Source organism: Yersinia frederiksenii ATCC 33641, from assembly GCF_000754805.1.
Lineage (GTDB): Bacteria > Pseudomonadota > Gammaproteobacteria > Enterobacterales > Enterobacteriaceae > Yersinia > Yersinia frederiksenii.
In genome coordinates, this window is record NZ_KN150731.1 from 1,053,164 (window position 1) to 1,067,098 (window position 13,935).

A 13,935-nucleotide genomic window follows, 5' to 3' on the forward strand; every position below is an offset into this window, starting at 1 on the left:
CCTGCTATTTACCTTTTGGCTAATAGAGTGGAAATAATGTATAAGAATGATTTTTTTTACCAAGAACCATTCCCTATTTCTGAAGATGAAACAGATTATTACTTATTAACAAATAAGTATGTCTCTACCATTGAAATTGAGGGGAAAGAAATATTAAAAGTTGAACCTGAAGCTCTGACATTGGTATCTCAGCAAGCTTTCCATGATGCTTCATTTTTCCTACGTCCTGCACATCAACAGCAAGTCGCGGCTATTTTGCATGATCCGCAAGCAAGCGAGAATGACAAATACGTCGCGCTCCAACTATTACGAAATTCAGAAATTTCAGCTAAAGGTATTTTACCCAACTGCCAGGATACCGGCACATCCACTATTATTGCCAAAAAAGGCCAGCGCGTTTGGACGGATATCGATGATGCTCAAGCATTATCCCGTGGTATCTATAATACCTTCCGTGACGATAATTTACGTCATTCGCAAAATGCTGCACTGGACATGTATCACGAAGTGAATACCGGAACGAATCTACCAGGACAAATTGATATTTTCTCTACTCCTGGGGCGCAATACTCTTTCTTATTTGTCAATAAAGGGGGCGGTTCAGCGAATAAAGCCGCTCTGTATCAAGAGACAAAAGCCCTGCTGGAGCCGAAAAAGCTAAAAGTTTTTTTAATTGAGAAAATGAGAGAATTAGGGACAGCCGCATGTCCCCCTTACCATATTGCATTTGTGATTGGCGGAACGTCGGCTGAATTGACGTTAAAGACGGCGAAACTGGCCTCGGCTAAATATTATGACAACCTGCCAACCGCAGGTAACCAATATGGGCAAGCTTTCCGTGACATTGAACTGGAGCATGAGTTACTTCAGGCCTCTCGTGAGTTTGGCTTAGGGGCTCAGTTTGGCGGGAAGTATTTTGCTCATGATATTCGGGTTATTCGTTTACCGCGCCATGGGGGTTCTTGCCCGATAGGCATGGCTATTTCATGTTCATCAGATCGAAATATTAAAGCCAAAATAAACAAAGAAGGAATATGGTTAGAGAAATTAGAACGACATCCTGAGCAATATATCCCCGAAAGTATGCGAGTTAACCAAGAAGGGACAGTGGTTAATATCGACCTTAACCAACCGATGGATGAGATTCGTCGGCAGCTTTCTCGTTATCCTGTTTCTACCCGAGTATCACTTAATGGCTCATTGATTGTGGCTCGCGATATTGTCCATGCCAAATTGAAAGAGCGGCTGGAACGGGGGGAGGAATTACCGCAGTACATGAAAGATCACCCAGTCTATTATGCCGGGCCGGCGAAAAAACCAGACGAATTTATTTCCGGCTCAATGGGACCAACAACAGGGGGACGTATGGATCTGTATGTTGACCTCTTCCAATCTCATGGCGGCAGTTTAGTGATGTTAGCAAAAGGCAATCGTAGTCAGCAGGTCACGGAAGCCTGTCACAAACATGGTGGCTTCTATTTAGGCAGCATCGGCGGTTCTGCGGCTATTTTGGCGCAAGAATATATCAAAAGTCTGGAATGTATCGAGTTCCCAGAACTGGGAATGGAAGCGGTATGGAAAATGGACGTTAAGAATTTCCCGGCCTTTATTTTGCTTGATGATAAAGGTAATTCATTCTTTGACCAGATTCAGATGAAGGCATGTGCTGGCTGTAATCAATAGACTTTACGCGAGGATATCCTATGAGCGAAGAAAGGTATCAGCAGCGGCAACAACATCTTAAAGAACAAGTCGAGGCGCGCGTTGCGGATGCCACCAAAACGGGTGGCATCATCATTGTATTTACAGGCAATGGCAAAGGAAAAAGTACCGCGGCTTTTGGTACCGCCACAAGAGCTGTCGGCCATGGCATGCAAGTTGGAGTTGTTCAATTTATTAAAGGAACATGGGAAAACGGTGAATATAACTTGCTGAGCCGCAATGGGGTTGAATTTCATCTTATGAAGACAGGTTTTACCTGGGACACACAAAACAAAGTGGCAGATACCCTAGCTGCACAGAAAGTATGGCAGCAGGGGAGTCGCATGTTATCCGACCCGTCTTACCATCTCGTGATTCTGGATGAATTAACTTATATGGTCACTTACGGCTACTTGGCGCTAGATGAAGTCATCGCTGCGCTAAAAAGCCGGCCCAAGAACCAAAGTGTCATTATCACCGGGCGTGCATGCCATCGTGACCTCATTGCCTTGGCAGATACAGTTAGCGAGTTGCGGCCAGTTAAGCATGCTTTTGATGCTGGGGTTAAGGCGCAGAAGGGGATTGATTGGTAATTCCCCTTCGTCCTTGGCGCTGCAGCGGTGTTAGCAGTGCTCACGCGCCCGAATCACTGACTGGAGTCAGCTTATAGGGACTTGTTCGCTTTGAAATTGCAGCGATAAAAAAAGGCGCCGTAGCGCCTTTTTCTTGATTTTTTTCTAATGCTTAGAGAACCAGACCCGCAATCGAAGCGGACAGTACGCTGACCAGTGTTGAGCCGTACAGTAGTTTCAGACCAAAGCGAGAAACCACGTTACCTTGATGCTCATTCAAACCTTTAATTGCACCGGCTACGATACCGATGGAAGAGAAGTTAGCGAATGAAACCAAGAATACGGACAGAATACCCACACTGCGTGGCGACAGTTCTGATGCGACTTTCTGCAAGTCCATCATCGCCACAAATTCGTTAGAAACCAGTTTGGTTGCCATGATACTACCGACTTGCAAGGCTTCATGAGCAGGAACGCCCATAACCCAGGCAAACGGGAAGAAGACATAACCCAAGATCCCCTGGAAACTAATACCGAACAGCAGGCTGAACAAAGCATTTACTGCAGCAATCAATGCGATGAAACCAATCAGCATTGCTGCAACAATAATGGCCACTTTGAAACCGGCCAGGATGTATTCACCCAGCATTTCAAAGAAGCTTTGGCCTTCATGCAGATTGCTGAGTTGTAATTCTTCTTCATCATCGGCTTTATATGGGTTGATTAATGACAACACAATAAAGGTGCTGAACATGTTAAGCACCAATGCCGCCACCACGAATTTCGCGTCCAGCATTGACATATAAGCACCCACAATTGACATAGAAACTGTCGACATTGCTGTTGCTGCCATGGTGTACATGCGTTTTTCAGACATTTTGCCCAAAATGTCTTTATAAGCGATGAAGTTTTCAGACTGGCCCAGAATCAATGAACTGACGGCGTTGAAAGATTCTAGTTTGCCCATGCCGTTCACTTTGGATAGTAAAGTACCAATGATACGGATAACGACTGGCAGCACTTTGATGTATTGCAAAATACCAATCAAGGCAGAAATAAAGACGATAGGGCACAGTACTCGTAAGAAGAAGAAAGCGAGACCTTTATCCCCCATATTGCCGAAGACAAAATCGGTGCCGGTAGCGGCAAACCCAAGTAATTTGTCAAATAGGCCGGCGAATCCTTTCACAAAACCTAATCCAGCTTCTGAATGGAGGAAGAAGTACGCCAATAACACTTCAATAACCAGCAATTGAATAACAAACCGAATGCGGATGCTTTTACGATCTTTACAGATCGCTAGAGCTAATATGGCCACCACGACTAAGGCCAACGCAAACTGCAGTATATGGGACATATGTGCTCCAAATTTGAGGCAGGCTAGATTTTCGTGGACATTTTATGTAACGGCTACATTAAAAACGAGACATGTATAGCAAATATAGAAATTCACTTTCATAAATACAAACAAATTAGTGGGGCTGATCACAAAAAATAGGATGTTAATAATATGCTACAAAGGTAGTTTAACTCTGCTAGATTGGATAATTGTAGCTGTTAGCCTTGGAAATTGTGACGCCACATTTCGCCGGATTTTTCAGATACAGATGGCTAACGATGACTGGATAGCAATTTATACGGTATTAGCTATCAGAGAGATAAGTTTTGTCGCGCCAAATGCGCTTGATAATTATTATCATTTAACTAATATTGGTAGTAAGAGAATAGACGCAAATTTCCCAAGGGTAATACTGAATGTTGAATAGTCGTGCTGTCGATACGCCCCGCCGGACATCAAGGAGGATTAAACTCTCCCTGATGGGGCCTGCTTTTATCGCGGCCATCGGCTATATCGACCCCGGCAACTTCGCAACCAATATTCAGGCAGGTGCTTCATTCGGCTATACCTTATTATGGGTGGTCGTTTGGGCCAATATCATGGCTATGCTCATCCAATTACTCTCTGCCAAGCTCGGTATTGCGACGGGTAAAAATCTGGCTGAGCACATCCGAGACCGTTTCCCCCGCCCAGTAGTATGGGCTTATTGGGTGCAAGCCGAGATAATCGCGATGGCCACTGATCTGGCTGAATTTATTGGGGCAGCGATCGGGTTCAAATTGTTATTGGGAGTGACCCTGTTAGAAGGGGCGGTGTTGACCGGCATCGCGACATTCCTCATTCTTATGCTACAAAAACGCGGACAAAAGCCCCTCGAACTGGTGATTGGTGGGCTGCTGTTGTTTGTGGCGGCTGCCTATATCGTTGAGCTTATCTTTTCTCGTCCTGAATTTGCCGCGCTGGGGCGGGGAATGCTGGTGCCTGACCTGCCTAATCGGGATGCGGTATTTTTAGCCGCCGGGGTATTGGGTGCCACTATTATGCCGCATGTTATCTATCTGCATTCAGCATTAACTCAAACTGCAGACGAAAATACGAAAGCCGACCGTTATGCTTCAACCAAGTTGGATGTGGCAATTGCCATGACGATTGCCGGGTTTGTGAATTTGGCAATGATGGCGACAGCTGCCGCTGCTTTTCACTTCAACGGCTACGGCAGTATTGCTGAAATTGAACAAGCCTATCTAACGTTGCAACCGCTGTTAGGTAACGCTGCCGCGGCTATCTTTGGTTTAAGTTTGGTTGCTGCGGGGCTATCTTCTACTGTGGTCGGGACGTTAGCCGGGCAAGTGGTTATGCAGGGCTTTGTCCGTTTTTATATTCCTATTTGGGTGCGGCGTACGATCACCATGTTGCCTTCCTTTATCGTTATTTTGGCGGGAATGAATGCTACACGGATACTGGTGATGAGTCAGGTATTGCTGAGTTTTGGTATTGCGTTGGCGTTGGTGCCGCTGCTGGTTTTTACCGGCAATAAAGAATTAATGGGGGATATGGTTAACTCAAAATTGATTCAGATTTTGGGGAAACTTATCGTCCTGGTGGTGGTTGGACTCAATGCTTACTTACTGATAAGTTTGCTTTAATCATCGATAGATAATTGAATAATAAGGCGGATGAGGATTAGCTATCCGCCTGACAATCATCATGGCTTAGTCGTGATGATGGCCATGACCTTTACCTTTACCGTGGCCGCGAGAGTGTTTTCTCGCGTGCTTGTCATATTTCCAGTAGTGCCCCTCATGGTAATAATAGTTCTTTTTCCACCAGCCTCTATCTTGCCAGCGGTGACCATCCCAGTAATGACCATGGCGGTTGCGTTCACCTAAATCTCGCCCCTGATGGTTTTGCCACCATTGCCGATCGCGCCAGTCATAACCATCCCAATAATTACCACTGCGATCTTGCTCACCAATGTTTAAAGAGACACTGGGCAACAACTCAATACTCTCGGCGTTTGCCATGGGGACGAGGGGGAACCAGGCTAATATGGTGATCAGCAACAAGGGTTTTATTCTTCTTGGTCTTACTACACTCAGCTTCAGCATGGCCGCTTTTAACATTATTCATCCTTATTTGGGCTTATGGCTATGGTTGTATCTTAAACAGTGCCACCGCTGTTGTGATTCGGATAAAACTGTAAAATAAGGATTTCAGAATTATCTGTGTGAGTGATAAAAGTAATCAACAGGGGCGCATGGCCCCTGTCTGTTGCTTGAAAAGTAAACGTTTACACCAAAATATCTTCGATAATTTTTATTTCAGCTTCACTGAATTCAGTATTTGCCAGCATGCCGACTGCATCATCGATTTGGCTGGTTTTACTGACTCCAATCAGGGCTGATGTCACTCTTCCATCGCGCAAGACCCAGGCTAAAGACATCTGCGACAGCTTTTGCCCACGATCTAATGCCAGTTCGTTCAATTGGCGTACTTTAGCCAGTTTCTCCGCCGTAAGTTGCTCGGGATTAAGGAATTTGCTGTCACTGGCGGCTCGCGAATCCAGCGGAATACCGGCTAAATAGCGGTCGGTTAGTAACCCCCCCGCCAGTGGGGAAAAGGCAATTGACCCCACACCATATTCATCCAACGTATCCTGCAAATCGGCTTCAATCCAGCGCTCAAACATGGAGTATTTGGGTTGATGAATCAGACACGGAGTGCCCAGTTGCGCCAAAATTTCGCAAGCCTGCCGCATCTGTGCTGCCGGGTAGTTGGATAAGCCGATATACAGTGCTTTACCTTGGCGTACTAACAGGTCTAGTGCCGCCATGGTTTCTTCCAATGGCGTGTTAGGGTCAGGACGGTGATGGTAGAAGATATCAACATAATCCAGCCCCATACGTTGCAAGCTTTGATTGATACTGGCCACCAAATACTTTTTAGAACCCCAGTCACCATAGGGGCCGGGCCACATGGTATAGCCCGCTTTGGAAGAGATAATCAGCTCATCGCGGTAAGGGCGCAGGTCTTGTTGCAGAATACGGCCAAAGTTTAGTTCAGCGGAACCTGGCGGCGGGCCATAGTTATTGGCGAGATCAAAGTGAGTAATACCATGATCAAAAGCGCGATGAATCAGGTTGCGGCTATTTTCATACAGTGTGCTATCACCAAAGTTGTGCCATAGGCCAAGAGAAATTGCTGGGAGTAATAATCCACTACGACCACAACGATGATATTCCATTTCCTGATAGCGCGAGGAAGTTGCCTGGTAGACCATGATGACCCTTATTGGTGAAAGTAAACGACACTTGAGTGTATGCGTTTTCATCGATGGCGTAAGGTCGTGGGATCACGTTATTTTCTGGTCTTATCAGATGATATCAGCCGCCTAACGGGGAATGTCTGTCAATAATCTATGGCATCGCCGGTAGTTTTGCTAAATATCTTCCTATGACTAATATTGTTGGCTCTCAGGCATCATGTGCACAAAAAGCCAGATAATTGCTGCGGCTGAAATTGACCGGCCTGGTAAGTGCGCCATCTCAGTGGCGCACTGTTTATCGCCGACATCATTTATTGAACTAGAATTTCATCAAGCTAGATTTTGCCGGTCAATTGATCCAGTAACCAATAGCCTGCCGGGCCCGGTGGGCTTTTTTTCGACCAAACAGCATCAATTGAGATCATTTTCGGCCAACCTATTGTCGGCAGGGCTACCAGTTTTTTACGACTATATTGCTCAACCAACCAGCGTGGCAGAATGGCCCAGCCAAAACCTTGCTCTGCCATTTCCAGCAGCATTAAATAGCTGGGTGCTGACCACATCAGCCCTTGTGATTGATTGCGCTCGGTGCGGTTGTAGGTATTGAGTCGTAATTGGCGAGTTGTGGCCAGCTGTTCAGGGCGGACTTGAGATAACTGCGCCAGTGGATGATCTGCTTGCACAAAGATAGCCATTTCGGTCTGAGCCGCTAACCGGCTGGCAGCAATATCCGGTGGGTAGTGCTGCTGGACTTCTACCACGCCAATATGGGCTCGCCGCAGTTGTAGCAGGTCAATAACATCATCATCTTCGGCAATTAAACACTCAAACTCAATATCGGGATAACGCTGTTCAAAACGTCGCAATAGGGTCTCATGGTGAGTGGGTTGATAGGTATCGGATAGGACAAAAGTCAGCCGAGTCTCAACCTGACCCGCCAGCCGGATTGACAGGTTGTCCAGCCGTTCGCTGGCGGCCAAAATTTCCTGTACATGAGACAGCACCCGACGGCCATGGTCAGTTAACACCGGCTGGCGCGCCTGCCGGTCAAACAATGTTAAACCTAAATCAGCCTCTAGATTGGCGATAGCAGTGCTGATGGTTGACTGACTTTTACGTAACTTGCGGGCTGCGGCAGAGAATGAACCGAGTGCTGCAGCTTCAACGAACGCAATCAATGCTTCAGGAGAATAGTGCATAAACTATCTATTTTATCGATGGATTCTATTTTTAATCTATCTTAAAAAACGATGATAATCACCACCAACGAGATGTTATCGGTTAATTAAATAGGTGTTTTATGCAAGTTCATCATAGATCTTTTTCTGAGCGGATTATCCATGCTGTTGGTTTTGAAGTGATTGCTGTCGCTATTTCAGCGCCTGTCGCGGCATGGCTGTTGGAGAGGCCAATCCTGCAAATGGGAACATTGGCAGTTATTCTTTCTTCGGTCGCGATGCTGTGGAATATCATTTACAACAGCTTATTTGACTACTTCTGGCCAGCCAGTCGAGTGGCGAAAACCGTGTGGGTGCGGGTACTTCATGCATTGGGTTTTGAAGGCGGATTTATCCTGATTGGTCTGCCAATCGCCGCTGTTGTGTTGGGGGTTTCGTTGTTACAGGCCTTTATGCTGGAGATCGGTTTCTTCCTGTTCTTCCTACCTTATACCGTCTGTTACAACTGGGTTTATGATAGTTTGCGGATGCGAATTATTCGTTCCCGTCAGCCAAACGCATTGACTCCGGCCGCAGATAAAGGGCGAGGTTCGCATTAATTTGCCCTTGCTGAAACGTTTTTTTGTGATCTTTATCCCAAAGCGAAAGGGTTTACAGCATTGATATTGTTGTTTCCCCAACCTGATTTTACAGTGAGCATAGTTGAAGTTAAGCATCCCTGTAACGGAGAAGTTTCTGATGACAAGCTATGCCCTGGTGGGTGACGTTGGCGGCACTAATGCCCGTTTGGCGCTCTGCGCTATGACGACGGGCGAGATATCACAAGCAAAAACATATTCAGGGTTGGAATATGACAGTCTGGAAGATGTGATAAAGCAATATTTGTTGGAGCATAAGGTGACAGTCACGGATGCCTGTATCGCGATTGCTTGCCCCATCACTGGCGATTGGGTGGCGATGACCAACCACACTTGGGCATTTTCTATTGCAGCAATGCAACAGAGCTTGCAGTTGAGTCATCTGGAAGTTATCAATGATTTCACAGCAGTATCAATGGCTATCCCGATGCTCTCAGCGCAAGATGTGCTGCAATTTGGCGGTAAGTCACCACAGCCGGGTAAGCCAGTTGCGGTCTATGGTGCTGGTACCGGGTTGGGAGTGGCGCATTTAGTTAATGTCGACAGGCGTTGGATAAGCTTGCCGGGCGAAGGTGGCCATGTAGATTTCGCCCCCAATAGCGAAGAAGAGGACCGAATTCTGGCTGTATTACGCCAGGAATTAGGCCATGTTTCCGCTGAGCGAGTCCTTTCCGGGCCGGGTTTAGTCAATTTGTATCGGGCGATTGTGATTTCCGATGGGCGTCAGCCAGAGAATCTGGCACCTAAAGATGTGACTGAGCGTGCTTTAGCAGATAGCTGCACTGATTGTCGCCGGGCTTTATCGCTGTTTTGTGTGATTATGGGGCGTTTTGGCGGCAATCTGGCATTGAATCTCAGTACTTTTGGTGGTGTTTATATCGCCGGTGGCATCGTGCCACGCTTTATGGAGTTCTTTAAAGCATCGGGTTTCCGTGGTGCTTTTGAAGATAAAGGGCGTTTCAAAGATTTCTTGCAGGATATCCCAGTCTATATGATTACGCATCAGCAGCCCGGCTTGCTGGGTGCCGGGGCTTATTTACGCCAGAAATTAGGGCATGAACTCTAACCCTTGAGTTCACTCATTGGCCGTGATTTTGGGGATAGGTTCTTATATTAATTGATAAAAAAGCAGAACCTGGGTTCTGCTTTTTAGTGTCTAAATTTAATTAGCTATCAGGCATGGCTGCTGGCCGTCACGCCTGCAGGGGCAGTTGATGTCGTTTCTGCCTCGGTAGTGGCTCCTTTTGGCGGCTTAATGATGAGAGTCAATAACAGAGAAATCACTGATAACACCGCAATAACGATAAAGGTCGCGTGATAACCGCCTAAACGCGCTGCGATAAATGACCCTGCCAGTGCCCCCAAACCAAAGCCCTGATAGATAACCCCATAGTTTTTGCTATGATTTTTCAAGCCGAAGAAGTCGCCAACAATAGCCGGGAACACCGTGATGTTACCGCCGAAACAGAAAGCTATCGCCCCAACACACAGGAAGAACAAAGCATGTGTTAGCGGAACAAAACTCAGAACCGATACTGCCAAAGTAGTGACCAGTAAGGTAAAGCTGATGACCCGCAGACGGCCCACTTTATCGGATAAGGCACCCAGAATAATGCGCCCGGCGGTATTAAATATGGCAATGGCCGACACGGTATTGGCCGCCGTCGCTAAGTCCATCTCCGCCAGCTGTACACCTAAATCTTTCACAATACCAATCAGATATAAACCACTCATACATGCAGTGAAGAAGATGATAAACAGGAAGTAGGATTCTTTGACGGCCAGCATCTCTTTGACACTAAAATCACGTCCAGCACCCGCCAAGGGCAAACTATTGACTGTTTGTGGTGCCACCCTTTTTTCTCGCAGCAGGAAAGAACCGGCACCGACCAGCACCATCACAATGATGCCCCAGTAGAAGAAGGCCAGTGATACTCCTTGATGGGCAATCAAGCTGGCATTCACATACTTGAATAGCAAGCTACCAGTACCAAATGCTCCAACAGAAATTCCTGAAATCAACCCCTTACGTTCCGGGAACCATTTAATCAGATTCGATAGGGTAGTGATGTAGGCGGTACCATCAGCAAAACCGACCACAATGCCCGCCAGCAGATAAATCATCCCCAGTGAAGTGGCAAAAGAGCTGGCAATCAGGCCAAGGCCGAGAATAATACCGGAAATCAACGTCAGTTTACGGATACCAATACGCTCTTGCAGGCGGCCAGCAAACAGGGTGGCAATCGCCAAAGAGAAACTGGTGATTGAGAAGGTGGTGGCGACCGCCCCCAGTGACCAACTGAATTTCTCTCCCAGAGGCTGATTAAATAGACTCCAAGTATAAATAGTGCCTAAACCCATCTGAACAATGATGGTACCAACCACAATTAACCAACGATTTACCGGTTTACTGCTCATGCCGGACTCCTTAAACATCAATGCATGCGGCCCGAATAGGGCTATTGCGGATGTAGCAATGGGTTGCAATAGCGTCGGTTTGCCAAAAATTACGCGCTGATGGAGCACCGTATATCTTGTCTTGAGGTGCTATCAGCCCGCCGAATGAAACCAGTATACGGGCGGGCTAATCGCTATAGATCGAAAGGGGAATGAGCTGCATTCTGGCTGGAATGAAATGCATTTAAAGGCGCATCAATTGCCTGAACTCTTTTATCTTGCTGCGGCTGACGGGGACTTCAAAGTCCAGCTCACTGAGCCGCAGGATATAAGTATTGTTAAACCAGGGCACAATTTCACGGATTTTGGCTAGATTCACGCAATAGGAGCGGTGGCAGCGGAAAAAGTACTCGTCAGGTAGACGATTACAAAATTCAGTAATATTCATCGGCATAATGAATTCTTCGCGCCGGGTATAGACCAGAGTGACCTTCTCCTGCGCTGCTGCGTAATAAATATCATTTATATCAGTGACAATAATGCGCTCATCTTTCATCAGATTGATGGTATGAGCAGCAGAACGCTGGCTAGGGCTGCTGATTTGATCTTTATCTTGGCGGTCACGTTTGTGCAGTGCCTCCAGCTTTTGCAGCATCGTCACAATGCGTGACTCATGGTAAGGCTTTAAAATATAATCAAAAGCTTCAATTTCAAAGGCCTCGACCGCATGCTCTTTGTAGGCCGTAATAAAGATAATATAAGGTTTATGAGTAAACTTGCTGATGTTCTGCGCCAGCAAAACACCATCAAGTGATGGAATATTGATATCAAGAAAGATAGCGTCAACCTGATGATTTTGCAGATATTTAAGCACATCCAACCCATCTTCAAAGGTGGCTTCAATGGTGATGCCGCTGTGCTGACGAATCAGGTAACTTAACTCTTCCTGAGCCAGAAACTCATCTTCAACAATGATTGCTTTCATGGGTTAAACTCCGGCTGAAATACTGGGTTCTGCATGGACCTTGCCACCATTTTTGCTGATATAAAAAGAGATCTCGGTACCCGGTTCCATACGGCGTATCTGTAAACCCTCGCCATACAATAATTTCACCCGATGATGCACATTCAGTAAGCCGATTTTATTGCCCGGCATTTCGTTATTTGCCACGCGCTCAATGGTTTCCTGATTAATACCATTGCCGGTATCTTTCACTGAAATTTTTATCTGTTCGCCACAGTCTTTGACGGCAATGACCACCACACCTTTACCACGGTAGGGCTGAATACCATGCACGATGGCATTTTCCACCAATGGCTGGATCAGCAAACTAGGGATTTTTAGTGAAATATCGTCATCAATATCATAAATCACCGTTAATTTACTGCCAAAACGCGCTTGTTCAATGGCGATATAATCTTGAATTTGATGCAGTTCTTTGCGTATATCAATTTGCTCATCATTTAACTCAAGGTTATAGCGCAGATAACGAGATAAATTAATGATCAACTGGCGCGCGGTATCTGGATTAATGCGAATCGACGAGGAAATAGCATTGAGCGCATTAAATAAAAAGTGCGGGTTTATTTTGCTTTGTAGCGCGCGCATTTCCGCTTTATTAGCCATTTCACGCAGTTGTTCAATGCGAGAAACCTCAATCTGAGTTGAGATTATCTGTGATAAACCGACGGCCATCACTTTTAATGAATAGGTGATTTTATGGGCATGGCAATAGTAGATTTTCAATGAGCCGGTGACTTCACCTTTTTCCCATAAAGGAATTATAATAAGGGAATGAATTTGCGGTGTGCGGTGGACTTCATCATTATTGCGAATGGTAATTTTGCCGCGCTGAATACTCTCTTTGGTAATGTCACTGATAATTTCATTGCCGATATTATAGGTCTCTACTCCCACCCCAACATAAGCCAAAATAGTTTGGGTATCGGTAATAGCGACAGCATCGGCCTTGATATCGTTACGAATAATTTCACATACGCTGCGTAACGATTCGCCATTGATATGACGAAAATAGGGCAAGGTTTTATTGGCAATATCCAAGGCCAATTTTGCTTGTCGTGCAGCAATAACTTCTTTTTCATCCTCAACACTCTGCACCAGCAGCACAATCAAACCGATACAGACAGCCCCTAAAATCATTGGAATCGCAATTTTAGAGACAATATCAATACCCAATTCGGTCGGTTTAGCCCAAATAACCACTAAAAGCATGGTCAGTGATTCGCAAATCATACCGGACAGAATACCGATGCTCCATTGCCGCTCTTTCTTTACCTTCAGGTTGATATAACCCGACATCAAGCCTGCAATAATGCTGGTAATTAAACAGGGAACAGAGGTAATGCCATCAATATCAATTAAATAGCGGTGAGAGCCCGCAATCAACCCAGTAATGATCCCGACCCAAGGGCCAAATAGAATCCCGCCCGACATGACGGCAATAACCCGCACATTAACTAGAGAACCTTCAACATTAATGCCGGAATAGGTGCCAAAAATAGCAAATAACGAAAAAATCGCAGTGACTGCCGCCAATTCCAATGGCGTGTGTTTCTCTTTTTGCAGCAACTGGCGAAATAGGTGGGTGCGGGTCAGGAAGAACAGGCAAATTAACATCAATGCGGCTCTGTCAAACACCGCCAGTAGCATTTCAAATATCTGGTGCACACTATTTTCTCTTGGCAACAACCGGCGGTCTTAGATTAGAAATGAGCGGGTCGTAGGGCGAACAAGCGGCTAATTATAAGGAGAATGACGGCTGACTGCCATTTTATCTCAAGGATTGAGAAAAAAGCCTGCCGGAGGCATCCGCTCCGACAGGTT

At 46.0% G+C, this 13,935-nt stretch carries 12 protein-coding genes; 5 read left to right on the forward strand and 7 right to left on the reverse strand.

The features are described 5' to 3' along the window. Positions 1–36 precede the first annotated feature (36 nt). Positions 37–1,683 (forward strand): fumarate hydratase, encoded by a 1,647-nt coding sequence (locus DJ58_RS16925; RefSeq protein ID WP_032911653.1) that lies wholly within the window; start codon positions 37–39, stop codon positions 1,681–1,683. Positions 1,684–1,703: 20 nt separating this feature from the next. Continuing rightward, entirely contained in the window at positions 1,704–2,294 is a 591-nt protein-coding gene (gene cobO, locus DJ58_RS16920) for a cob(I)yrinic acid a,c-diamide adenosyltransferase (RefSeq protein ID WP_004711381.1), read from the forward strand. 151 nt (positions 2,295–2,445) lie between these two features. Here the strand turns inward: cobO and DJ58_RS16915 are convergent, their stop codons facing one another. After that, entirely contained in the window at positions 2,446–3,630 is a 1,185-nt protein-coding gene (locus DJ58_RS16915) for a NupC/NupG family nucleoside CNT transporter (protein WP_032911652.1), read from the reverse strand. A 398-nt stretch (positions 3,631–4,028) separates the two neighbouring features. Here DJ58_RS16915 and DJ58_RS16910 point away from each other — a divergent pair, with 398 nt between their 5' ends. Continuing rightward, complete coding sequence (locus tag DJ58_RS16910; protein ID WP_032911650.1) at positions 4,029–5,258, forward strand: Nramp family divalent metal transporter; 1,230 nt, start codon at positions 4,029–4,031, stop codon at positions 5,256–5,258. Positions 5,259–5,324: 66 nt separating this feature from the next. Here the strand turns inward: DJ58_RS16910 and DJ58_RS16905 are convergent, their stop codons facing one another. The 3 genes from DJ58_RS16905 to DJ58_RS16895 all read right to left on the reverse strand — a co-directional run bounded on the left by DJ58_RS16905 (position 5,325) and on the right by DJ58_RS16895 (position 8,076). Next, positions 5,325–5,735 (reverse strand): DUF2502 domain-containing protein, encoded by a 411-nt coding sequence (locus tag DJ58_RS16905; RefSeq protein ID WP_072088069.1) that lies wholly within the window; start codon positions 5,733–5,735, stop codon positions 5,325–5,327. Positions 5,736–5,902: 167 nt separating this feature from the next. Further along, complete coding sequence (locus DJ58_RS16900; protein WP_004711370.1) at positions 5,903–6,892, reverse strand: aldo/keto reductase; 990 nt, start codon at positions 6,890–6,892, stop codon at positions 5,903–5,905. 320 nt (positions 6,893–7,212) lie between these two features. Next, positions 7,213–8,076 (reverse strand): LysR family transcriptional regulator, encoded by an 864-nt coding sequence (locus DJ58_RS16895; protein WP_004711368.1) that lies wholly within the window; start codon positions 8,074–8,076, stop codon positions 7,213–7,215. Positions 8,077–8,177: 101 nt separating this feature from the next. Between DJ58_RS16895 and DJ58_RS16890 the strand changes: the two genes are divergently transcribed. Then, positions 8,178–8,654 carry a multidrug/biocide efflux PACE transporter gene (locus DJ58_RS16890; RefSeq protein ID WP_004711366.1) on the forward strand — a complete coding sequence of 159 codons (477 nt, stop codon included), beginning with the start codon at positions 8,178–8,180 and terminating at the stop codon, positions 8,652–8,654. A gap of 139 nt (positions 8,655–8,793) precedes the next feature. Continuing rightward, a complete protein-coding gene (gene glk / locus DJ58_RS16885) occupies positions 8,794–9,759 on the forward strand; it encodes a glucokinase (protein ID WP_004711364.1) in 966 nt (321 codons plus the stop codon). A gap of 107 nt (positions 9,760–9,866) precedes the next feature. On the opposite strand, the gene DJ58_RS16880 is transcribed toward glk, so the two are convergent. The 3 genes from DJ58_RS16880 to DJ58_RS16870 all read right to left on the reverse strand — a co-directional run bounded on the left by DJ58_RS16880 (position 9,867) and on the right by DJ58_RS16870 (position 13,779). Beyond that, positions 9,867–11,111, reverse strand: a complete 1,245-nt coding sequence (locus DJ58_RS16880; RefSeq protein ID WP_032911649.1) for an L-lactate MFS transporter — start codon at positions 11,109–11,111, stop codon at positions 9,867–9,869. 223 nt (positions 11,112–11,334) lie between these two features. After that, a complete protein-coding gene (locus DJ58_RS16875) occupies positions 11,335–12,075 on the reverse strand; it encodes a LytR/AlgR family response regulator transcription factor (RefSeq protein ID WP_004711360.1) in 741 nt (246 codons plus the stop codon). A gap of 3 nt (positions 12,076–12,078) precedes the next feature. Next, positions 12,079–13,779 (reverse strand): sensor histidine kinase, encoded by a 1,701-nt coding sequence (locus DJ58_RS16870; protein ID WP_004711358.1) that lies wholly within the window; start codon positions 13,777–13,779, stop codon positions 12,079–12,081. Between the last annotated feature and the right edge of the window lie 156 nt (positions 13,780–13,935).